The following is a 20,932-nucleotide window of genomic DNA, read 5'->3' as shown; positions in this document are numbered from 1 at the left end:
TTGCTGTTGGTCCGGTGCCGGCTAGGCGGCGTCGCCGAGGATCGGACCGAACCGCGCACGGTCCGCCAGGCGGGGGTCTTCCCGGTCCGGGACCACCATGACCGGGCCCTTTGCATGGTGCAGGACGCCATCGGACGTTGAGCCCAGAAGCATTCCGGTGAAGCCCCCGCGGCCGCGGGTACCCACCACCACCAGTTCCACGTGCCGGCTTTCCTCCACGAGCACGTCCACCGGCGAACCGTCCTTCAGCTCGTAGTCAGCCCGCAGGTGCGGGTAGTGGCTGCGGAGCCACGCCATGCCGGCCTCCAGGGTGACCCGGATATCGTCAAACAATGCCTTCCGGTCCATGGGTGCGGGAACCCAGGCCAGGGAACCGCTGTACTGGGGGACGGCACAGATCACGCGGAGCGAGGCACCCAGCCGTTCGGCCTGGTCGGCTGCTTCGAGGACGGCAACGCGTGCCTGCTCGGAGCCATCGACACCGACCACCACCACGTTCTCCACCAGCCGGTGGCCGGACTTGGCCTGCTCCGCCTTGACGCGGCGGTCCTCGGTGGTTTCACCGAGCCGGTCCGAACAGAACAAGGGGACCGTCACGGTGGGGCATTTTGCATGGGCAGGCAGGGCACTGCTGACCGATCCCAGGAGGCGGCCCACGAAGCCGCCGCGGCCGCGGGTGCCCACCACCAGGAGTTCCGCGGTTTCGGAGATTTCCAGCAGGACTCCTGCTGCGTCGCCGTTCTCTACGGAGGAACTGACATCAATGTCGTAAGCGGAAACCTTTTCAACAGCCTGCTTGGCGATGGCCTCGGCACCTTCACGGATGACGGAATCGTCCACCGTGGCATAGCCTCCGTCCAGTCCGGACGCGGCGAAGATCGGCACGGAATAGGCGGTGACGATATGGAGCGGACGACGGCGGCGCTGGGCTTCCCGCGCGGCCCACACCAAGGCGCACTGGCCATGGTCCGAACCGTCCACGCCCACCACGATGCCGTGGGGAGCGGGTGACGCACCACCACCGTCCCGGGCCTGGTCCGGGTGCAACTCTCGTGAGCCCATGGGGGCCGCCTCCTCGCGATACGCCTGATGTTGCGGCTATTCTGCCAGAAAACGGACCACTCCCCGTGCATCCCGGCCCCCAGCGGCACCGGCAGGAAAAGGGCCGTTCCCGATTCCCACTATTCTCCGTCCCCCAAGGCTTAGCAAGCCTGTTCAGGGGCGGGTAGGCCGGGTTATCCACAGGCCCTCCGGAGCGGCTGGGAAAGCGCCTTCATGTCATCAGAAACGTTTTCCTCATTGGGCTATCCACGGCCGCATTTGTTCTGTAGTCTTCAGGACATTGTTGGTCCGGGACGCCAACCGCAACTTCCTGCGCGCACTGTCCCGGGCCATGCGCTGCGGCCGTACTTGGGGGTAACGGGACGCGGGCCGGCGAGGACGCCGGCACCTGCCGAAAGCTTCGAAGGAGGGAAACTGTAGTGTCAAGCATGCCTGGGGATGCCCAGACCGAACAGACCACCACTGTCATCATTGGCACGGGCCTGTCCGGGCTTGCCGTGGCCGCAGAACTGCGCCGCCACCGCGTGGCCTCCATTGTGGTGGACGGGCTGGACATCCTCGGCGCCGGGCAACCCGCAAACACGTCATCGCTGCAGCGCTGCGACGCGGCGGACAGCGACACCCTCCGGGAGCGCAACGAGATCCTGCGCCATCTGCGCAATTACGCCACAAGCCACAGCGTGGACGTCCGGAACACAACCCGCGCGGTCCAGCTGACCATGCTCCAGGGACCCGGGCACGGCGCCGCTCCGCAATGGCAGGTGCACACCCCCACCGGCATCCTGGTGGCCGACCACATCGTCCTGACCAGGTGCGCCCACAGCCAGCTGCGGCGCATGCTCAACGACTTCGGGATCGCCGTAGGCCGGAACGTGGCAGCGGCCATGCGGGCCATTGGCATCTACCTGGTGGGAGTGGGTGAGCTGATCACGCCGTCGCCCAAGGAAGTACTGCGCCAGGCCAAGACGGTGGGCCAGGCCATCTCCGCCAAGGTCAATCCAGGCAGTGGCCACCCGTCCGGCGGCGCCTTCCCGGCAACGGGCAGCTTTGCGGTGCTGACCTGCTGACAGCCCTGCCCGCCGCCAGGCCGGAGCCGGCCGGCACCCCCGGGCCGGGCTACCCCCGGCCGTCCTCCCCGGCATCCATGCCGTCCCCGTCGCCTGTGAGCCGGCGCCGGGCCAGGACGCCGAGGGCCACCAGCAGCCCCACGGCAACGGCCGCAAAAATCACGATGCTCCACTGGAAGGGCTCGCCGGCATTGGCAGGCACGGACGGCTCCTCCGTAACCCCGGGCTGCGCTGTACCCATTCCCGGAACTGCACCCGCCGCCGTCGGACTGGCCGGGCCCGCCGTTGCGGACGGGTCGCCTGTGGCCGCGGTGAAAGTGAATGTGCCCTCAATGGGGTGCGAGTCCGAACTGACCACGCGCCATGCCACGGTGTACTTCCCCGCGGGGCCGCCTGGCCGAAGCTTTTGGGTGGCCACGTTGTCCACGATCTGCACGGACCCGTCAGCCCATTCGGTACCGCCGGCGTCCTTGACCGAGAACGACGAGCCGATGCCCAGCGGCTTGTTGCTGAAGGTCACCGAAACCTCGCCGGGCGGCGCCGGCAGCGCCGCACCCTGGGCCGGGCTGGTGGACTCTGCGGCATCGTGGGCGCTGGCCGGGGCCGCCAGGCCCAGCATCGCGGCGGCGAGGACAACGGAGAGGACGAAGAAACCGGGCACAAAGCCCAGCAGTCGGCGGCGGACGTGGCGCATGTTTGGGCTGCTCCTTGTGTTGGCTTCCTTACAGACTAGGCGCATTTGCCGGCCCATTCCCTGCCGCCCCCTTAGGATGCAGGTATCCCCACACACTTCCCCGGAGGACTAATGCTTAAGCAAGGCTCTGCCCTGGACCGGTATTTCAGGGTCACCGAGCGCGGTTCCAACCTTTCCCGCGAGATCCGCGGCGGGTTCGCCACCTTCTTCGCCATGAGCTACATCGTGGTGCTGAACCCGCTGATCCTGTCCGGTCCGGACTCGAACGGCACCACACTGGGCTTCACCGCCGTGGCCGCCGTGACCGCGTTCGTGGCAGGCATCCTGACCATCCTGATGGGCGCCTGGGGCCGGCACCCCTTCGCGCTGGCCACCGGCCTCGGCGTGAATGCCTTCGTGGCCGTCACCGTGGCCACAAACCCGGAACTCAGCTGGCCGGACATGATGGGCCTGGTGGTCCTCTCCGGCGTCACCATGCTGATCCTGGTCCTCACCGGCTTCCGGACCGCCGTCTTCAAGGCCGTGCCGGACGGCCTCAAGACGGCAATCGTGGTGGGCATCGGCCTGTTCATCGCCCTGATCGGGCTGGTCAACGCCGGATTCGTGCGGCGCATTCCGGACGTTGCAGGCACCACGGTGCCCGTTGGCCTTGGCTTCGAAGGCAAGCTGCTGGGCTGGCCCACGGCCGTGTTCGTTTTCGGCCTGATCCTGACCATCGCCCTTGTGGTGCGCAAGATCAAGGGCGCCATCCTGATCGGCATCATCACCTCCACCGTGCTGTCCGTGATCCTTGAGACAACCCTGCACATCGGACCCAGCTTCGACGGCAAGAACTTCAACCCCCAGGGCTGGTCCCTGGTGGCGCCGGCGTTCTCCGGCTGGGCCGCCCCTGACCTGTCCCTGATCGGCAAGGCCAATCCCTTCGGCGCCTTCGAACACCTCGGCTTCGTGGCCGCCACCCTGCTGGCCTTCGTCATCCTGCTCAGCATCTTCTTCGACGCCATGGGCACCATGGTGGGCCTGGCCAACGAGGCCGGAACGGTGGACGAGCACGGCAACATTCCCGACGTCGACCGCGTGCTCCAGGTGGACGCACTCGGCGCCATCATCGGCGGCGGCGCTTCCGTCTCCTCCAACCAGATCTATGTCGAGGCCGGCGCCGGCATCGGCGAAGGCGCCCGCACCGGTATCGCCTCGGTGGTCACCGGCCTGCTGTTCCTGGTGGCCATGTTCTTCACCCCGCTGATCAACCTGGTGCCGTTCGAGGCAGTGGCCCCGGCGCTGGTAGTGGTGGGCTTCATGATGGTGTCCCAGGTGGGCAAGATCGACTGGCAGGACTGGGGCATCGCCATCCCGGCGTTCCTGACGTTCACCCTGATGCCGTTCACCTACTCCATCGCCAACGGCCTGGGCGCAGGCTTCATCGCGTACGTCCTGATCCGCACCGTCCAGGGACGGGTCAAGGACATCCACCCGCTGATGTGGGCCGTGGCCGCGGCGTTCGCACTGTTCTTCGCCATCGGGCCCATCGAGGCCGCACTGGGCATGTAGCTACACCCTGTATAGCTGCACAGGCATGCAGCTATACAGGGGTGTTCGGCGCGAGTCCCTCGTCGCCGGACACCGCCAGCGCCTTCCTTTCGCGCAGCCGGTCCAGCCGGTTCATGAGGGGCGAGGTGGTGGCGCCATGGATCACGATGGACAGCGCCACCACCAGCCCGATGAAGGACCAGAGCCAGTGTGCCTGGTCCGTGAAGTGGCCTTCGCCCAGCGCAAAGGCCAGGTAGTACACCGACCCGATGCCGCGGATGCCAAAGAAGGAGAGCGCCACGCGTTCCCGCGGCCCGGTCTTGCCGCCCAGCAGGCCCAGCCAGCCGGCAAGCGGCCGGACCACCAGCAGGAATGCCAACGCCACCAGCACTTCCCCCAAGCCAATCCCTTCAAGCAGCCCACGGGCGATTGCACCGCCGAGCAGGACCAGGATCACCACCGTCAGGAGCCGTTCCAGCTGCTCCACGTAGGAGTGCAGCACCCGGTGGTAGCCGTGGGTGCGTTCAGCTGCGCGGATGGTCACGGCGCAGACGAAGACCGCGATGAATCCGTAGCCCGCCACCATTTGCGTCAGCCCATAGGCCAGGAACGTCGCCGCCAGGGCCACGAACCCCTCGGAGTGGTTGGACAGCCTGAAGCTCTCCGCATGGGCGGAGAAGAAGACCCTTGCCAGCAGCTTGCCGGTGAGGAAGCCCACCAGCAGCCCGATGGCCAGCCGCCACAGCACGTCCAGCCCGAACCATTCGCCAAACCAGGCAGTTGGGCTTGCCCCGGCGACGCTGATGGCAATGGCCAGGTACACGAACGGGAAAGCCAGCCCGTCGTTCAGCCCGGCTTCCGAGGTGAGTCCGAACCGGACCTCATCCTCCTTGTCGGTATGGCCATCCTGGTCCGCGGGCTCGCCCACCTGGACTTCGGACGCGAGGACCGGGTCCGTGGGGGCGAGGCTGGCGGCCACCAGCAGGGCCGCGCCCAGCCCCAGGCCCAGGAACCACATGCCCAGCAGCGTCAACCCCAGGATGCACAACGGCATGGCGATGCCCAGGAGCCGCCACGTGGTGGACCAGCGCTTGCGTCCCACCGGCCGGTCCAGGGCCAGTCCGGCGCCCATCAGCGAAATGATCACGCAGACCTCCGCAAGGTGCATGACAAAATCGCCGTGCTCCACCGGGTTGGGGTCCGGCAGCGATGGAATCAGCGCGAACGCCCCCATCCCGGCACCAAGGAAAACCATGGGCATGGACAGCGGCATGTCGCGCAGCAGCTTGGGCAGGACCGCGGCGATGAAGACGGCGATGCCTGCCGCGGCAAAGAGGATGTCTGGGGCTTCGAACATGGGGAAGGCTCTCCAGCCTGGAATGGTTGCGTGGATCCGGAAGCGGACACGCCACGCTTCGATGGGGCGGACTGCTCTCACCATAACCCCTGCACCCGGCATATCCCCGGCGCAGTAAGAAGTCCGGGTACCTGGAAGCCGGGTCCTGGCGTTAGGGGGTTCTTGGATCCCGGACAGGACGACGGCGGCGTTGCTGGTTTTCGTGCCCCGCATGCGGTGAGCTTGAGTCATGTCCCTCCAGCTCCCCGCCGTCGATGTCCCGCCCCAGCCCTGGACCGGGAGGTTCGACGGCGACGGTCCCGGCCACCGCCGATGGTGGCAGGCAGTTGACGCGCTGGACAGCACCACGGCGGGTGCGGGGGACCGGATGGGTGCGCCGGGTACGGGGGTACGGCGACCGGCAGGCCCGTGGCCCTGCTGGGCTTCGCCAGCGACGAGGGCGTGCGCCGGAACAAGGGGCGCACGGGAGCGTCCGCCGCCCCCGCAGCCTTGCGGAAGGCGCTGGGCCCGCTCGCTTTCCACCTCGACCGGACGGTGGCTGACCTCGGCGACGTGGCGGTGCCGGGGGAAGACCTGGAAGCCGGGCAGGAACGGCTTGGCCGCGCAGTGGCGGCCCTGCTGGACGCCGGCCACCAGACCGTTGTCCTGGGCGGCGGCCACGAAACCGCCTACGCGAGCTACCTCGGCGTCAGCGCCTCGTCGGCGGTCCGCAACGGGCAGCGGCTTGGTGTCCTGAACCTTGACGCCCACTTCGACCTCCGCGACGAGCCGGTGCCCAGTTCCGGGACCCCGTTCCTGCAGATGGCCCATGCGGAAGCGGACGCCGGGCGGGAATTCCGCTACGCCGTCGTGGGCATCTCGGAGCCGAACAACACCCGGGTCCTGTTCGACACCGCCCGGACGCTGGGCGTTCGGTACCTGCTGGACGAGGACTGCGACGCAGAGAGGGTGCGGGACTTTGTGGACGCCTTCCTGGCGGACATCGACGTGCTGTACCTGACCATCGACCTGGATGTGCTGCCCGCGGCCGTGGCGCCCGGGGTGAGCGCGCCCGCGGCCTACGGCGTGCCGCTGCCTGTTATTGCCGCCGTGTGCCGGCAGGTGGCGCGGAGCGGGAAGCTCCTGCACCTGGACGTTGCGGAGCTGAACCCGGCCTTCGATATCGACGGCCGGACCGCCAAAACCGCAGCGCGGCTGGTGGACACGCTGCTGCGCTGAAAGACGCCGCAGCCCGGAATCAGGCTCCCTTCAGGACGTACCGGCGCTCCGGCCGTCCCACGCCGTACTTGAGCCGCACCTCAAGGGTGCCTTCGTCGTGCAGGTATTCCAGGTAGCGGCGGGCGCTGACGCGGGAAGTGCCCAGTTCCTGGGCCACTTCTGCGGCTGACACGTCACCGGCGGCAGCGTTCAATGCCGCCTCCACCAGCTTCAGGGTCTCGATGCTGCAGCCCTTGGGGAGCGGACGTTCGGCGCGGTCCAGGCCGAACACCCGGTTGACGTCCGACTGCTCGGCCACGTCCTTGGACGCGTCAAGGCCTTGGTAGGCATTGCGGTAGTGCTCCAGCCGCTCCTGCAGGTCCGTCTGCGAAAAAGGCTTGATCAGGTAATGGACAATGCCGCCCCGGAGCGCCTTCCGCACGGTCTCCACCTCCCGTGCGGCACTGATGACCAGCACGTCCAGCTCCGGTGCCACCGCTCGCAGGCGCTGCATCAGGTCAAGGCCGTTGATGTCCGGAAGGTGGATGTCCAGCAGCACCAGGTCCGGCTGGAGCCGTTCGGTTTCCGCCACGGCCTGGGCCCCGGTGTGTGCCGCACCCACCACGGCGAAGCCCGGCGTGCGCTGGATGAAGCCGGCATGCACCTTGGCCACCATGAAGTCGTCATCGACGATCAGGACCTTGATCATGGCTGGGTACTCCCTCGTTTCAGCACGGCGGTAAAGACAGCCCCATTATCGTTGGCCACCGCCAGGTTCCCGCCACTGCGGCGGCACACCACCCGGGACAGCGCCAGCCCGAAACCGCGGCTGCCGGCCGGGCCCGGTTCCTTGGTAGTGAAGCCCTGGCGGAAGATGTGGTCCGTGGAGCTGCCGGGAACGCCGGGACCATTGTCCCGCACCGTCACCACGACGTCTTTCCCTGCCTTGCCCTCCACCCGCACCGTGACGGCTCCCTGCGGAAGCCCGGTGACGGCGTCGAACGCGTTGTCCACCAGGTTCCCCACCACGGTGGTGAGGTCCCGGGACAACTCGTCATCAACGGGGTCCAGCACGGAGTCGGGGTGCAGCTGCAGGGCCACGCCCCGTTCGGTGGCGAGGCTGGACTTGGCGATCAGCAGGGCAGCGAGCGCGGGATCCTTGATCCGGCCGGTCACTTCGTCATTGAGCCGGGTCCGGTCCACGGTGGCACCGTTGACGAACTGGACCACGGAGTCGTACTCGCCGATCTGGATCAGGCCGGAAATGACGTGCAGCTGGTTGGCGAACTCGTGCGCCTGGGCCCGCAGGGTGTCCGTGGCAGTGCGGGTGGTGCCGAGTTCCTGCTCCAGTTCGGAGAGTTCCGTGCGGTCGCGAAGGGTTGTCACCGAGCCGATGACCCGGCCGCGGGACTGGATGGGCACCCGGTTCATCACCACCAGCCGGTCCCCCACCAGCACCAGCTGGTCCGGCCCGGGCTGGTCCCGGGTGAGGACTTCCTTGAGGGCGGGTTCGACGGCGAGGCCCGCCACGCGTTTGCCCACGCAGTCGGGCGGGAGTCCGAGCAGGGCGCGGGCGCTGTGGTTGGCCACCGTGATCCGATCGTGCAGGTCCAGCGCAACCACACCCTCCTTGAGGCCGTGCAGCATGGCTTCGCGGTTCTCCACCAGGCTGGTGATTTCGCTGGGTTCCATGCCGAGAGTCTGCCGTTTGACCCGCCGCGAGAGCAGCAAGGAGCCGGCAATGCCCAGGACGCTGGCGACGCCCAGGTACGTGAGGAGGTTGGGGACGGCGTCGCCCAGCCGCTCGAGCACGGTGGGATAGTTGCGGCTGATGGAGGCGATCCCGATCATGCGGCCGGTATCGTCCAGGACCGGGACGTGGGCGGAGAGGAGCGGGGCCGGCGTGCCGCCCACCACTCCGGTCCAGGCCCTGCCTTCCATCACCCGGCTGGCGCCGAGCTCCAGCGGCTCGCCCAGCAGGCTGGGGTCCGAGGACGCCACCACGGTGCGGTCCAGTTTCGCGAGCGCGACCCGGGAGGAGCCCGAGACGATCCGGACGGATTCCGCCACCGACGGCAGGACGGCCCCGCCGCGCGGTTCGGCGTCCGGGAGGAGTTCGCGCACCACGGGGTTGCCGCCCAGGGCTTCCGCGGCCGACAGGGCACGCCTGCCTTCGATCCGTTCGAAGGCGGCCGCGGACTGGGCCAGGGAGATGGCCACCACGCCCACCAGGACGGCCAGGACAATGAGCAACTGCAGCAGAAGGTACTGCCCCGCGAGGGACATTCCTCGTCGTCGAGTCACAATGGTCTTCCTGGAGTTGCTGGTTGGGCCGGGAGTTGTCCGGCGGGTTTGGCTGGCCCCTTATGCGCGCAGCAGCGCGGGCCCAGGGCCGGGGTTGGTACCGGGAACTATATCCCAAAGCCCGCGGCCGGGCCGTTGTGGGGGTTTGGAAACGTGAACGCAATGAACACAACTTTCTCTGCGTACACAAGAGTGATCGGCGTCACGGCCGCCCCTAGCATCGGAACCACAAGGCATCGGAACCGCAAGGCAGCCGATGCCGGTCAGATTTGTTCGAGAGAAGAGGAACACATGCGCCAGATCCGCGCATTGCGAATTGCCGCCGTTGCCGCCGGCATCGCCCTGATGGCCACCGGTTGCGGTGCCACCAGCAAGAGCTCCACCGGTTCGGAAAGCTCCGGCGCCGCCGCCGGACCCATCACCGGCCTGCAGATCATGGTCCCCAACACCCCCGGCGGCGGTTACGACACCACCGCCCGCGCCGCCGCGAAGGTTCTCGACGACGAGAAGATCTCCACCAACACCGAGGTCTTCAACCTCGCAGGGGCCGGCGGCACGGTGGGCCTGGCCCGCGTGGTCAACGAGAAGGGCAACGGCGATCTTGCCATGCTCATGGGCCTGGGCGTTGTCGGCGCCAGCTACACCAACAAGTCCGAGTCCAAGCTGACCGACACCACCCCGCTGGCCCGGCTGATCGAAGAGCCCGGCGCCATCATGGTCAGCAAGGACTCCCCGTACAAGACCATCGATGACCTGGTGAAGGCCTGGAAAGCCGATCCCGGTTCCATCGCCGTGGGCGGCGGCTCCTCCCCGGCGGCCCGGACCACCTGCTGCCCATGCAGCTGGCCGGGGCCGTGGGCATCGACGCCACCAAGGTCAACTACGTTGCCTACGACGGCGGCGGCGACCTCCTGCCCGCAATCCTGGGCAACAAGCTGGGCTTCGCCGCTTCCGGCGCCGGCGAGTACCTGAAGCAGATCGAATCCGGCGAGGTCCGGGTCCTGGCCACCAGCGGCGAGAAGCGCCTGGACGGCGTGGACGCACCCACGCTCAAGGAATCCAACATCGACCTGGTGTTCACCAACTGGCGCGGCGTCGTGGCCCCTCCGGGAATCAGCGACAAGGACAAGGCATCCCTGATCGCAGCCCTGGAAAAGATGCACGGCACGGCCGGCTGGAAGGAAGCGCTGAAGACCCACAGCTGGACCGATGCCTTCATCACCGGTGACCAGTTCAAGACCTTCCTCACCGAGCAGGACAAGCGGGTGGCGGACGTCCTCACCAAGCTTGGGTTGGCGTGACCTCCCTGACCACAGGCCTCAAAGGCCGCTCCGAGCTGGGAGTTGCACTCCTGCTCGGGGCGGCCGGCGTCCTGGTCTTCCTGGATGCCAACGGCCTGGTAACCCCGTATTCGAAGTCCGACCCGGTGGGTCCCAAAACCGTTCCGTTCATCGTGGCCGGAATGCTGGTGGTCTGCGCCGTGCTGCTGGCCGTCAACGTCCTGCGCGGCGGCAAGGGCGAGGCTGAGGGCGGCGAGGACGTCGACCTCACGCACCCCGCCGACTGGAAGACCGTCCTGCCGCTGGCCGGCGCCTTCATCCTGAACATCCTGCTGATCGACTGGGCCGGCTGGGTGATCTCCGGAACCGTCCTGTTCTGGGGCAGCGTCCTGGCCCTCGGCAGCCGCCGCTACGTCCGGGACGGCGCGATCTCCGTGGCCCTGTCCCTGTTGACCTTCTACGGCTTCTACCTCGGCCTGGGCATCGCGCTGCCGGCCGGCCTCCTGGAAGGAATCCTCTAAATGGACGTCTGGTCCTCCCTGATGGACGGCTTCGCCACCGCCCTGACCCCCATGAATTTCCTGTACGCCGTCATCGGCGTCGTCCTGGGCACCGCCGTCGGTGTCCTCCCCGGCCTGGGCCCGGCCATGACCGTTGCCCTGCTGCTCCCCGTCACCTATGCCCTGGAACCCACCAGCGCCTTCATCATGTTCGCCGGCATCTACTACGGCGGCATGTACGGCGGTTCCACCACCTCGATCCTCCTCAACACTCCCGGCGAATCGTCCTCCGTGGTCACCGCCATCGAGGGCAACAAGATGGCCAAGGCGGGCAGGGCGGCGCAGGCGCTTGCGACGGCGGCCATCGGCTCGTTCGTCGCCGGCACCATCGGCACGGCGCTGCTGGCCGTCTGCGCGCCGATCGTGGTGAAGTTCGCAGTGAGCCTTGGTGCACCCAGCTACTTCGCCATCATGGTCTTGGCGCTGTTGGCGGTCACGGCCGTACTCGGTTCGTCGCGCTTGCGCGGCTTTGCTTCCCTGGGCCTGGGCCTGGCCATTGGTCTTGTGGGCATGGACTCCGTGACCGGCCAGCGCCGCCTCACCTTCGGCCAGCCGCTCCTGGCGGACGGCCTGGACATCGTGGTGGTGGCCGTGGCCATCTTCGCCGTGGGAGAGGCCCTCTGGGTGGCCGCGCACCTGCGCCGTACCCCCTGCATGCCATTCCCGTGGGCCAGCCCTGGATGGGCAAGTCCGACTGGAAGCGCTCCTGGAAGCCCTGGCTGCGCGGGACCGCCTTTGGCTTCCCGTTCGGCGCACTGCCGGCAGGCGGCGCCGAGATCCCAACCTTCCTCTCCTATGTCACGGAAAAGCGCCTCAGCAAACACCCCGAAGAGTTCGGCAAGGGTGCCATCGAGGGCGTTGCCGGTCCGGAAGCAGCCAACAACGCGGCGGCCGCCGGCACCCTGACCCCCATGCTGGCACTGGGCCTGCCCACCAACGCCACCGCCGCCGTCATGCTCGCCGCCTTCACCAGCTACGGCATCCAGCCGGGCCCGCAGCTTTTCGAAAGCCAAGGGCCCCTTGTGTGGGCGCTGATCGCCAGCCTCTTCATTGGCAACCTGCTGCTCCTGCTGATTAACCTCCCGCTGGCACCGATGTGGGCGAAACTCCTGCAGCTGCCCCGCCCCTACCTGTATGCCGGCATCCTGTTCTTCGCCACGCTGGGCGCCTACTCGGTGAACCTGCAGGCGTTCGACCTGGTGATCCTGCTGGTCCTGGGCGCACTGGGCTTCATGATGCGGCGCTTCGGGCTTCCCGTCCTGCCGCTGATCCTTGGCGTGATCCTGGGTCCGCGGATCGAAGGGCAGCTCCGCAAGACCCTGCAGCTGAGCGCGGGTGACCCGGCAGGGCTCTTCAGCGAGCCGATCGCCGTCGGGATCTATGTCATCATTGGCCTCATCCTGCTCTGGCCCTTTGCCTACAAGCTGTACCGGCGCAGCCGTCCGGACCGCAGGCCGCTGGTTCCCGCCAATTCGGGCGCAGCTGACTACAGCGACTGAGCAGGCCCGCCCCGTCGCCAGATCCCACTACCCGCATCGAGCAGAAAAGGAGACTCCATGACCGTCGTTGTGGGATACGTCCCCACCCCCGAGGGCGAAGCCGCCCTCACCCAGGCCATCACCGAGGCCAGGAAGAGCAACAGCACCCTGGTGCTGATCAACTCCTCAAAGGGCGAAGCACCGGTGGACAACCGCTTTGCGCAGGACGGCGACATCCAGGACATCGAGAAGCGGCTGGCCGGCCAGGGCATCGAGTACCTGATCAAGCGGCCCGTCCGCGGCCATGATGCCGCGGCCGAGGTGCTGGACGCCGCGGAGGAGCACAACGCCGAACTGATCGTGATCGGCCTGCGCCGCCGCACCCCGGTGGGCAAGCTGATCATGGGCAGCACATCCCAGCGCATCCTGCTGGAGGCGGACTGCCCGGTCCTGGCGGTAAAAGCGGGCCAGTAACCCTAGGCTCTGACGGCCGCCCGTGCCCGGAACAACTCCTGGCGCTGGCGGCCCAGGCCGTCCACCTCTACCTCCACCACGTCGCCCGGCTGGAGGTAGGGGAAACGGCCGCTGAGGGCCACACCCTGCGGCGTCCCGGTCAGGATCACGTCACCCGGTTCAAGCCGCATGTACTGGCTGCAGTGGTGGACCAGTGTGGGCGCATCAAAGATGAGCTCCGACGACGACGAATCCTGGCGCGGCTCACCATTCACCCAGCTGCGCAGCCGCAGGTTGCCGCCGTCGATCTCCCCCGCCGGAACCAGCCAGGGGCCCAGGGGCGTGGACCCGGGAAGGGATTTCCCCTTGGTCCATTGCCCCGCCGCTCCCGGCAACTGGTATTCCCGCTCGGAGAAGTCGTTGGCGGTCACATAGCCGGCAATGCACTTGGACGCCTCTTCGACGGACCCGAGGTAGCTGGCTTCGCTGCCGATCACGATGCCCAGTTCCACTTCCCAGTCATATTGGGTGGAGTGCGGCGGAAGCGGGGCGGGGTCGCAGGGTCCGGTGACGGTGTTGCTGGGCTTGAGGAAGACGACGGGAACCGTTGGCGGTTCGGCACCCGATTCGGCGGCATGGGCGGCGTAGTTCATCCCGACGCCCACCACCGAACCGGGCCGGGCCACGGGGGAACCAACCCGAAGCGCAGCGGCGCCCGCCAAAACCGGCAGTTCCCCGGCCTCCAGTGCATCCCGCACCCTGTCCAGTCCGCCCCCGGCAAGGAACTCCCCGTCCACGTCGGCGGTAAGGGGCAACAGGCTGAAATACCGGTCGATGCCGTCCGCCGGGGAAACCAGGACCGCAGGCTGCTCGCTGCCGCTTTCGCCCAGGCGCATGATCTTCATACCGAATTCTCCTCAAGCCGTATCGATCGGGTGCTTCCAGGGCCCCCGGGCCCCGAGATCCATGGTCGTTGATTCGCTGCGATCCCGCGAACAAAAGCCTTTGTGACTGCACATCCAGCGCCCGAAAGGACAGTCATCTGACATCTAGCCGGAGCAGTCGGTAGAATGGTTGAGCCATCTTGGCACGAAACACAGAAAGTGCAGTACATGACTACAGCCACATTGGAGCGGATCCCCACCGCCGCCAAGCCCACCGAAGGACCTGCTTTGCGGTCCATCAGCCTGGAGTTCTCCAGCGCCAGCGAGGTCCACGCAGGACTGGAAGAGGCGGTGGCCGAACTGATTGGGGTGGCAGCGAAGGATGCCGAGTGCGGCATCCGCGTCACCAGGCTGCACCCGGGAAGCTACACGGTAGCCCTGGACGCATCAGTACCTTTCGGCGAAACGTACGAGTCCTTCGCGGTCTGACCACGCCTACAAAAATCCCCGCACGCCATACGGCAGTGCGGGGATTTTTTATTGCTGCTTGCGGGACTGCTAGCCGCGGCGGACCTCCACGCCGTCGGACTTCAGGAAAAGCTGCTTCTCCGCGGGGCCTGACGGACCGGCCGGAACCAGCCAAAGGACGTTGCCGCTTTGGGACACCTCTTCCACCTCCCCGGCTGCCACCACATGCGCATGCTTGATGATCTCGACGCGGTCCCCGGCCTTGAGGGCCTTCCAGTTGGATACCGCGGCGGAATGGGCATTGCGCCTGGACAGGACTGCCCCACGTGCTTTCATTTGAACTTCTACCCCTTTGTATCGTTCTGCTGCCACAGCTTCTTTGATGTGACTTTCACTACATCTTCAGTTCTACTACACTCCCGGCGCCACGGTGGGCCGTGGCGCCGGAAATTCCACCTTTCGGACGGACGGTCAGTAGGCGCTGAAGATTCTTCGGTATCAGGCGAGCGGCCCGACGGCGGATTCGGCTGCCCGGAGCACGTCACCTGAGGCGACCAGGCGGTCAGCCGCTTCCAGTTCCGGCGACAGGAACCGGTCCGTCCCCGGCCCCTCCACCACCCCGCGGAGCGCGGCCACGACAGCGGTACCCGCGGGCCCCGGCGTCAGGACCCCGCCCGAGAGCTGCGAGCGGATGTCCAGCGCCCGCGCCGAGGTCACCAGTTCGATGGCCAGGACGCGGCGGAGGTTTTCCACCGCCTTGCGCAGCTTGCGTGCCGCATGCCAGCCCATGGAGACATGGTCCTCCTGCATGGCGGAGCTCGGAATCGAGTCCACGGAGGCCGGAACGGCAAGCCGCTTGTTGTCCGAAACCAGGCCGGCCTGGGTGTACTGGGCGATCATCAGCCCGGAGTCCACGCCGGGGTCAGCGGCGAGGAAGGCGGGCAGGCCATGCGACCGGGCAGGATCCAGCATGCGGTCGGTCCGGCGTTCAGCGATGGAGCTGAGGTCGGCGACGGCGATGGCCAGGTAGTCCAGGACGTATGCCACAGGCGCGCCGTGGAAGTTGCCGTTGGAGCTCACACGCCCGTCGGGAAGGACCACGGGGTTGTCGATGGCTGCCGCCAGCTCCCGGGTGGCCACCAATTCGGCGTGGTCAACGGTGTCCCGGACGGCACCGGCAACCTGGGGGGCGCAGCGCAGCGAGTAGGCGTCCTGCACCCGGGAGTCCCCCACCCGGTGCGACGCCACGATGGGAGAGTCCGACAGCACGCGGAGCATGTTGTCCGCGCTTGCCGCCTGGCCCGGGTGGGGCCGCAGCGCGGCGTGCAGTTCGGGCAGGAATACCTGGTCGGTGCCCAGCAGCGCCTCGACGCTGAGGGCGGCGGTGATGTCCGCCGTCGACAGCAATTGGCGAAGATCGGCGATGGCCATCAGGAGCATGCCCAGCATGCCCTCGGTGCCGTTGACCAGGGCCAGGCCCTCCTTTTCGGCGAGGGTGACGGGCTCGATGCCGTGTTCTGCCAGCAGCTCAGCGACAGGCCGCTCTCCCCGCCCGCCGTAAGTCACGCCGTCGGGCCCTTCCGCTTCCCCTTCGCCCATCAGGACCAGGGCGCAGTGGGACAGTGGCGCCAGGTCACCGGAGCAGCCCAGCGAGCCGAACTCGCGGACCACGGGGGTGATGCCGGCGTTGAGGACGTCCACCATGGTCTGCAGGACCACGGGGCGGACGCCGGTGCGGCCGGAGGCGAGGGTCTTGGCGCGCAGGAACATGATGCCGCGGACCACTTCCCGCTCCACGGCCGGCCCCATGCCCGCAGCGTGGCTCCGGATGAGGGACTTCTGCAGCTGGGTGCGCAGTTCATTCGGGATGTGGCGGTTGGCCAGGGCACCGAACCCGGTGGAGATGCCGTAGGCGGGGACGTCGCTGGCGGCGAGGTCATCGATGTGGGCGCGCACCTTGGCGACGGTTTCCAGGGCGTCCGGCGCGATGGTCACCTTCGCGCCGTGGCGTGCGACGGCGAGCAGATCCCCGGGCGTGACGCCGACGGACCCGAGGGTGACGGTCAGCGGTTCGTGTGTCGTAACAGTCATTTTCTACTTGCCTTCATTCATGGGGATGCGGACGCCGCGTTCCCTGGCGACGTCGAGGGCGCGTTCGTAGCCGGCGTCGGCGTGGCGGATGACGCCCATGCCGGGGTCGTTGGTGAGGAGGCGCTCGAGTTTCTGCGCGGCGAGGTCGGTGCCGTCGGCGACGGAAACCTGCCCGGCGTGGATGGAGCGACCGATGCCCACACCGCCGCCGTGGTGCAGGGACACCCAGGTGGCGCCGGAGGCAGTGTTGAGCAGGGCGTTCAGCATTGGCCAGTCGGCGATGGCATCGGAGCCGTCCGCCATGGCCTCCGTTTCGCGGTACGGGGAGGCGACGGAGCCCGAATCCAGGTGGTCGCGCCCGATCACGATGGGAGCCTTGACCTTGCCGTCCTTGACGAGCTGGTTGAAGAGCAGGCCGGCCTTGGCGCGTTCACCGTAGCCGAGCCAGCAGATGCGCGCCGGCAGGCCCTCGAACTCGACCCGTTCCTGGGCGGCGTCAATCCAGCGGTGCAGGTGCTTGTTCTCCGGGAAGAGCTCCTTGATGGCTTCGTCCGTCACCCGGATGTCTTCCGGGTCACCGGACAGGGCGACCCAGCGGAACGGGCCAAGCCCTTCGCAGAACAGGGGCCGGATGTAGGCGGGGACGAAGCCGGGGAACTCGAAGGCCCGGGCGTAACCACCCTTGCGGGCTTCGTCGCGGATGGAGTTGCCGTAGTCGAACACCTCGGCGCCGGCGTCCTGGAATTCCACCATGGCCTGGACGTGCCGGGCCATGGATGCCTGGGCCTTCTTGGTGAACCCTTCAGGATCAGCCTCTGCCTCGCGGTGCCACTCGTCCACGGAAATGCCTTCGGGCAGGTAGGACAGGGGATCGTGCGCGGAGGTCTGGTCGGTGACGATGTCCACGGTGAGTTCGCCGGCCTTGTGGCGGCGCAGGATCTCGGGGAAGACTTCGGCGGCGTTGCCCACGTAGCCCACGGACCAGCCGCGGCGTTCCTCCTTGGCCTTGAGCACCTTGGCGATGGCGGCGTCGAGGTCGGTTTCCACCTCGTCCAGGTAGCGTTTGCCGGCCCGCCTGCGCAGGCGGGTTTCGTCGACGTCGACAATCAGGCAGGCGCCCTCGTTCAGGGTGACGGCGAGCGGCTGGGCGCCGCCCATGCCGCCGCAGCCGCCGGTGAGGGTCAGCGTGCCGGCGAGCGTGCCGTTTTCGTCCCCTGTGAGTTTGCGGGCGATCGCGGCAAAGGTCTCGAAGGTGCCCTGCAGGATGCCCTGGGTGCCGATGTAGATCCATGAACCGGCCGTCATCTGGCCGTACATCATGAGGCCCTCGGCCTCGAGCCGGCGGAATTCGGGCCAGGTTGCCCAGTCGCCGACGAGGTTGGAGTTGGCCAGCAGCACGCGCGGGGCCCACTCGTTGGTACGGAAGACGCCCACCGGCTTTCCGGACTGGACCAGCAGGGTCTCGTCCTTTTCCATGGTCTCCAGGGTGCGGGTGATGGCATCGAACGCTGCCCAGGAGCGGACGGCGCGGCCAGTGCCGCCGTAGACCACCAGGTCGTCCGGGCGCTCGGCGACCTCGGGATCCAGGTTGTTCATCAGCATGCGCAGCGGCGCTTCGGTCTGCCAGGACTTGGCGGTGAGCTCGGTGCCGCGGGCTGCTTTGACCGGGCGGGCCCCGGTGGTGAAATCGGCGGGTGCCATGATGGGCTCCTTTTCTTGGTGTCTGAGGTTTCGAAGAAGTTCTGTATCAACTAAAGCCCTTTGAGGACGGGCTTCACAGCGGTTTTAGCGGGGTGCTGTCCGGTATTTCAGACCAGCCGTCAGTTGTTTGGCTGCGCTCATTTGACCGGGCGGCCGTGGATGCGGACCGAGAGTTCGTCGGCTACTTTCTGCACCCGGGCCGCCAGCACCGGCCACTCGTCAGCAGGCAGTTTGTCCTCCAGGAAGGTGACCGCGACGGCCGCGGTAGGCCACCCCAAATGGTCGGTGACCGCGGCGGCAATGGAGCCGAAGCCAGGGGTCACCTCGCCGTGTTCGGTGGCGTAGCCCCGCTGGCGGACCTGGTCCAGGTGCGAGGACAGGGCGGAGTACTTCATGATGGCCCCCTCCACCTCGTGCCGCGCAGTGAAGGCAGCAGCGTTGGGGTACAGGGCGCGCACCTGGGATTTGGGCAGGGCGGCAAGGATGGCCCGGCCGCTGGCAGTGAGGTGGCTGGGAAGCCTGACACCGACGTCGGTGACCAGGGACGGGCGGTTCTTGGCCCGCTCCTCCACGATGTACAGGACGTCGCGGCCGTGCAGGACGGCGAGGTGGGCGCTCTCGCCAATCGCGTCCACCAGCGAGGCAAGCAGTGGGCGGCCCAACCGGGACAGCGGCTCCTGGCGCGAGTACGCGGAGCTGAGCTCGAAAGCGCTGATGCCCAGCCCGTAGCGCTGTTCCTCGTGCAAATGGAGGACGAAGCCATTGGCCTCCATCACCCCCAGCAGGTGGTAGACGCTGGAGCGGGGCAGGTCCAGGCTGGACGCGATCTGCGACGCCGCCATGGGGCCACGCCGCGAAGCCAACAGCTTGAGGATGCGCAGGGTGTTTTCTGCGGCAGGAACTTTTGACGTTGCCTTGACGGATGCCCGGGGCGCCTGGTTCCCGGCGCCCCCCGTTTCGGCGCTTAGTGCAGTGCTCATCGGCTGGAAGGGTCTTTCTGGCTAGCTCTGTCCGGTATCCCGTACTTAAGCTTGCGCCCCTTGAGGTGGCACTGGAACCCCGTTCGGACTCACCGTGTCTGGAATACCGGACATTCGCTCCGTCGTACGCCTTATCGACACGCATATCCCTTTTCGCGCCCTAAATATCCGGCGCGAAAAGTAAGATGCGCAGCGCCAAATGATATCCGCAGCGAAAGGGCGCCGCGAACAGTCTGAAATGAAAGACAGCAACCCGCCGTGAGCCTCATCACGGTGCCTGCGAAAATGGTCTGCTGGTTAGCGGCTCCCCTCCCAATGACGAGAAGGTATTTGCATGCAACCAGCTCCAACCCCAACCCGGACCGAAACCGCGGCGGAAACGCACAAGCCAACTGCCGGCGTGGGGCATGTCCTCAACCGCGGGCTGAACGTCCGGCACATCCGCTTCATGGCGCTGGGCTCGGCGATCGGCACCGGCCTCTTCTATGGCTCAGCCTCCGCCATCCAGAAAGCCGGGCCGGCAGTTCTGCTGGCCTACATCATCGGCGGCGCAGCCGTGTTCATGGTGATGCGCGCCTTGGGCGAAATGGCCGTGCGGCACCCGGTATCGGGTTCCTTCAGCCAGTACGCGAGCCGGTACCTCGGCCCCCTCGCCGGCTTCGTGACCGGCTGGACGTACGTTTTCGAGATGGCCATCGTGGCGATCGCCGACGTCACGGCCTTCAGCATCTATATGGGCTTCTGGTTCCCGCAGGTGGACCGCTGGATCTGGATCCTGGCCGTCATCTGCTTCCTCGCCGCGCTGAACCTGCTCAGCGTCAAGGTCTTCGGAGAACTTGAGTTCTGGTTCTCGCTGATCAAGGTGGCGGCCATCATCGCCATGATCGCGGGCGGCGCTGCACTGATCGTGTTCGGCTTCCAGGGCGACGGCACTGCCGTGGCTCCGGGACTGGGCAACCTCGTTGACCATGGCGGATTGTTCCCCAACGGCTTCGAAGGCCTCCTGGCATCGTTCGCCGTGGTGATGTTCGCGTTCGGCGGCATCGAGACCCTGGGCATCACGGCCGGCGAGGCGGCTGACCCCAAAAAGGTCATCCCAAAGGCCGTGAACACTGTGCCCGTGCGCGTGCTGCTGTTCTACGTCCTCACGCTCGGAGTCCTGATGAGCCTCTTCCCGTGGGACCAGGTGGGCACCAGTGGCAGCCCGTTCGTGCAGATCTTCAGCGGCCTGGGCATCCCGGCGGCACCGCACATCCTGAACGCCGTGGTGATCACGGCCGCGCTTTCAGCCATCAACAGCGATATCTTCGGCGCCGGACGCATCCTTTTCGGGCTTTCCAGCCAGGGCCATGCACCGGCCGCCTTCGGCAAGGTCTCCCGGCACGGCGTCCCGTGGATGACCGTGGTCATGATGGCGGGAATCCTCCTGGTGGGAGTGGTCCTCAATGCCGTTATTCCGGAGGATGTGTTCCTGGTGATTGCCTCGATTGCCACCTTCGCCACCGTTTGGGTCTGGGTGATGATCCTCGCGTCCCATGTTGCAATGAAGCGGGAAATCGCCCGCGGGGGCCTGCCGGCGTCGGAATTCCCGTCGCCGTGGTGGCCCGCCGCCTCCGTCCTGACCATCGCTTTCATGGTGCTGGTGATCGCCATCCTGGGCGCGTTCGAGGACACCCGGATCGCCCTGTACGTGGGCGCGGCATGGCTGGGACTGCTGGTGATGGCCTACCGCCTGTGGATCAAGGGTGTCGGCCGACGCCGGGCCCACCTTGAGGACGAGACCTCGCCGCTGCCGGTGGTCGGGGCAGGCACGGGCAGCTAAGCCG

At 67.2% G+C, this 20,932-nt stretch carries 16 protein-coding genes and 3 pseudogenes; 9 read left to right on the top strand and 10 right to left on the bottom strand.

Translation table 11 applies throughout. The features are described 5' to 3' along the window. Positions 1 to 21: 21 nt before the first annotated feature. Positions 22 to 1,062, bottom strand: a complete 1,041-nt coding sequence (locus tag OUO20_RS20465; protein WP_056392273.1) for a universal stress protein — start codon at positions 1,060 to 1,062, stop codon at positions 22 to 24. A 428-nt stretch (positions 1,063 to 1,490) separates the two neighbouring features. Between OUO20_RS20465 and OUO20_RS20460 the strand changes: the two genes are divergently transcribed. Beyond that, on the top strand, positions 1,491 to 2,129 hold the full coding sequence (locus tag OUO20_RS20460; protein WP_018771717.1) for an NAD(P)-binding protein: 639 nt from the start codon (positions 1,491 to 1,493) through the stop codon (positions 2,127 to 2,129). Positions 2,130 to 2,178: 49 nt separating this feature from the next. On the opposite strand, the gene OUO20_RS20455 is transcribed toward OUO20_RS20460, so the two are convergent. After that, entirely contained in the window at positions 2,179 to 2,823 is a 645-nt protein-coding gene (locus OUO20_RS20455; protein ID WP_268002531.1) for a copper resistance CopC family protein, read from the bottom strand. Positions 2,824 to 2,934: 111 nt separating this feature from the next. Here OUO20_RS20455 and OUO20_RS20450 point away from each other — a divergent pair, with 111 nt between their 5' ends. Further along, a complete protein-coding gene (locus tag OUO20_RS20450) occupies positions 2,935 to 4,374 on the top strand; it encodes an NCS2 family permease (RefSeq protein ID WP_056392274.1) in 1,440 nt (479 codons plus the stop codon). A gap of 31 nt (positions 4,375 to 4,405) precedes the next feature. Here the strand turns inward: OUO20_RS20450 and OUO20_RS20445 are convergent, their stop codons facing one another. Then, positions 4,406 to 5,710: a cation:proton antiporter gene (locus OUO20_RS20445; protein ID WP_056392276.1), complete on the bottom strand. Its 1,305-nt coding sequence runs from the start codon at positions 5,708 to 5,710 to the stop codon at positions 4,406 to 4,408. A 229-nt stretch (positions 5,711 to 5,939) separates the two neighbouring features. Here OUO20_RS20445 and hutG point away from each other — a divergent pair. Continuing rightward, positions 5,940 to 6,928: pseudogene (gene hutG, locus OUO20_RS20440) on the top strand (formimidoylglutamase). A 19-nt stretch (positions 6,929 to 6,947) separates the two neighbouring features. Here hutG and OUO20_RS20435 read toward each other — a convergent pair. Together OUO20_RS20435 and OUO20_RS20430 are read right to left on the bottom strand one after the other, a co-directional pair. Further along, a complete protein-coding gene (locus tag OUO20_RS20435) occupies positions 6,948 to 7,616 on the bottom strand; it encodes a response regulator (protein ID WP_018771722.1) in 669 nt (222 codons plus the stop codon). Next, positions 7,613 to 9,193, bottom strand: coding sequence for a sensor histidine kinase (locus tag OUO20_RS20430; RefSeq protein WP_018771723.1), 1,581 nt, complete (start codon positions 9,191 to 9,193; stop codon positions 7,613 to 7,615). The genes OUO20_RS20435 and OUO20_RS20430 overlap by 4 nt, the downstream gene beginning before the upstream one ends. A gap of 309 nt (positions 9,194 to 9,502) precedes the next feature. On the opposite strand from OUO20_RS20430, the pseudogene OUO20_RS20425 reads away from it, so the two are divergent. The 4 genes and pseudogenes from OUO20_RS20425 (at position 9,503) to OUO20_RS20410 (ending at position 13,003) form a co-directional block, all read left to right on the top strand. After that, positions 9,503 to 10,512, top strand: a pseudogene (locus OUO20_RS20425) (Bug family tripartite tricarboxylate transporter substrate binding protein). Next, on the top strand, positions 10,509 to 11,012 hold the full coding sequence (locus OUO20_RS20420) for a tripartite tricarboxylate transporter TctB family protein (protein ID WP_018771725.1): 504 nt from the start codon (positions 10,509 to 10,511) through the stop codon (positions 11,010 to 11,012). Before OUO20_RS20425 ends, OUO20_RS20420 begins: the two are co-directional and overlap by 4 nt. Next, positions 11,013 to 12,550, top strand: a pseudogene (locus tag OUO20_RS20415) (tripartite tricarboxylate transporter permease). Positions 12,551 to 12,607: 57 nt separating this feature from the next. Further along, complete coding sequence (locus OUO20_RS20410) at positions 12,608 to 13,003, top strand: universal stress protein (RefSeq protein ID WP_018771727.1); 396 nt, start codon at positions 12,608 to 12,610, stop codon at positions 13,001 to 13,003. 2 nt (positions 13,004 to 13,005) lie between these two features. Here the strand turns inward: OUO20_RS20410 and OUO20_RS20405 are convergent, their stop codons facing one another. After that, entirely contained in the window at positions 13,006 to 13,887 is an 882-nt protein-coding gene (locus tag OUO20_RS20405) for a fumarylacetoacetate hydrolase family protein (protein WP_144601201.1), read from the bottom strand. 207 nt (positions 13,888 to 14,094) lie between these two features. Between OUO20_RS20405 and OUO20_RS20400 the strand changes: the two genes are divergently transcribed. After that, on the top strand, positions 14,095 to 14,355 hold the full coding sequence (locus tag OUO20_RS20400; protein ID WP_144601200.1) for a hypothetical protein: 261 nt from the start codon (positions 14,095 to 14,097) through the stop codon (positions 14,353 to 14,355). A gap of 69 nt (positions 14,356 to 14,424) precedes the next feature. On the opposite strand, the gene OUO20_RS20395 is transcribed toward OUO20_RS20400, so the two are convergent. The 4 genes from OUO20_RS20395 to OUO20_RS20380 all read right to left on the bottom strand — a co-directional run bounded on the left by OUO20_RS20395 (position 14,425) and on the right by OUO20_RS20380 (position 19,106). Next, complete coding sequence (locus tag OUO20_RS20395; protein ID WP_018771730.1) at positions 14,425 to 14,670, bottom strand: hypothetical protein; 246 nt, start codon at positions 14,668 to 14,670, stop codon at positions 14,425 to 14,427. 162 nt (positions 14,671 to 14,832) lie between these two features. Continuing rightward, positions 14,833 to 16,425: a histidine ammonia-lyase gene (gene hutH, locus OUO20_RS20390; protein WP_056392285.1), complete on the bottom strand. Its 1,593-nt coding sequence runs from the start codon at positions 16,423 to 16,425 to the stop codon at positions 14,833 to 14,835. A 3-nt stretch (positions 16,426 to 16,428) separates the two neighbouring features. Continuing rightward, positions 16,429 to 18,126, bottom strand: a complete 1,698-nt coding sequence (gene hutU / locus OUO20_RS20385; RefSeq protein WP_223993619.1) for a urocanate hydratase — start codon at positions 18,124 to 18,126, stop codon at positions 16,429 to 16,431. Between the two features lie 137 nt (positions 18,127 to 18,263). Further along, complete coding sequence (locus OUO20_RS20380; RefSeq protein WP_018771733.1) at positions 18,264 to 19,106, bottom strand: IclR family transcriptional regulator; 843 nt, start codon at positions 19,104 to 19,106, stop codon at positions 18,264 to 18,266. 334 nt (positions 19,107 to 19,440) lie between these two features. Between OUO20_RS20380 and OUO20_RS20375 the strand changes: the two genes are divergently transcribed. Beyond that, positions 19,441 to 20,928: an amino acid permease gene (locus tag OUO20_RS20375; protein ID WP_186447830.1), complete on the top strand. Its 1,488-nt coding sequence runs from the start codon at positions 19,441 to 19,443 to the stop codon at positions 20,926 to 20,928. Positions 20,929 to 20,932: the final 4 nt, after the last annotated feature.

This window comes from Arthrobacter sp. FX8 (assembly GCF_026723805.1).
Classification (GTDB): Bacteria; Actinomycetota; Actinomycetes; order Actinomycetales; family Micrococcaceae; genus Arthrobacter.
The sequence above is the reverse complement of the archived record's forward strand: the minus strand, read 5'-3'. Positions and strand labels throughout refer to the sequence as shown.

Excerpts from the sequence above, each read along its gene's own strand:
- OUO20_RS20465 (WP_056392273.1), bottom strand. The coding sequence starts at position 1,062 with ATGGGCTCACGAGAGTTGCACCCGGACCAGGCCCGGGACGGTGGTGGT.
- OUO20_RS20400 (WP_144601200.1), top strand. The coding sequence starts at position 14,095 with ATGACTACAGCCACATTGGAGCGGATCCCCACCGCCGCCAAGCCCACC.
- OUO20_RS20435 (WP_018771722.1), bottom strand. The coding sequence starts at position 7,616 with ATGATCAAGGTCCTGATCGTCGATGACGACTTCATGGTGGCCAAGGTG.
- OUO20_RS20450 (WP_056392274.1), top strand. The coding sequence starts at position 2,935 with ATGCTTAAGCAAGGCTCTGCCCTGGACCGGTATTTCAGGGTCACCGAG.
- OUO20_RS20405 (WP_144601201.1), bottom strand. The coding sequence starts at position 13,887 with ATGAAGATCATGCGCCTGGGCGAAAGCGGCAGCGAGCAGCCTGCGGTC.
- OUO20_RS20375 (WP_186447830.1), top strand. The coding sequence starts at position 19,441 with ATGCAACCAGCTCCAACCCCAACCCGGACCGAAACCGCGGCGGAAACG.
- OUO20_RS20410 (WP_018771727.1), top strand. The coding sequence starts at position 12,608 with ATGACCGTCGTTGTGGGATACGTCCCCACCCCCGAGGGCGAAGCCGCC.
- OUO20_RS20455 (WP_268002531.1), bottom strand. The coding sequence starts at position 2,823 with ATGCGCCACGTCCGCCGCCGACTGCTGGGCTTTGTGCCCGGTTTCTTC.
- hutU (WP_223993619.1), bottom strand. The coding sequence starts at position 18,126 with ATGGCACCCGCCGATTTCACCACCGGGGCCCGCCCGGTCAAAGCAGCC.
- OUO20_RS20430 (WP_018771723.1), bottom strand. The coding sequence starts at position 9,193 with ATGTCCCTCGCGGGGCAGTACCTTCTGCTGCAGTTGCTCATTGTCCTG.
- OUO20_RS20445 (WP_056392276.1), bottom strand. The coding sequence starts at position 5,710 with ATGTTCGAAGCCCCAGACATCCTCTTTGCCGCGGCAGGCATCGCCGTC.
- OUO20_RS20460 (WP_018771717.1), top strand. The coding sequence starts at position 1,491 with ATGCCTGGGGATGCCCAGACCGAACAGACCACCACTGTCATCATTGGC.
- OUO20_RS20395 (WP_018771730.1), bottom strand. The coding sequence starts at position 14,670 with ATGAAAGCACGTGGGGCAGTCCTGTCCAGGCGCAATGCCCATTCCGCC.
- hutH (WP_056392285.1), bottom strand. The coding sequence starts at position 16,425 with ATGACTGTTACGACACACGAACCGCTGACCGTCACCCTCGGGTCCGTC.
- OUO20_RS20380 (WP_018771733.1), bottom strand. The coding sequence starts at position 19,106 with ATGAGCACTGCACTAAGCGCCGAAACGGGGGGCGCCGGGAACCAGGCG.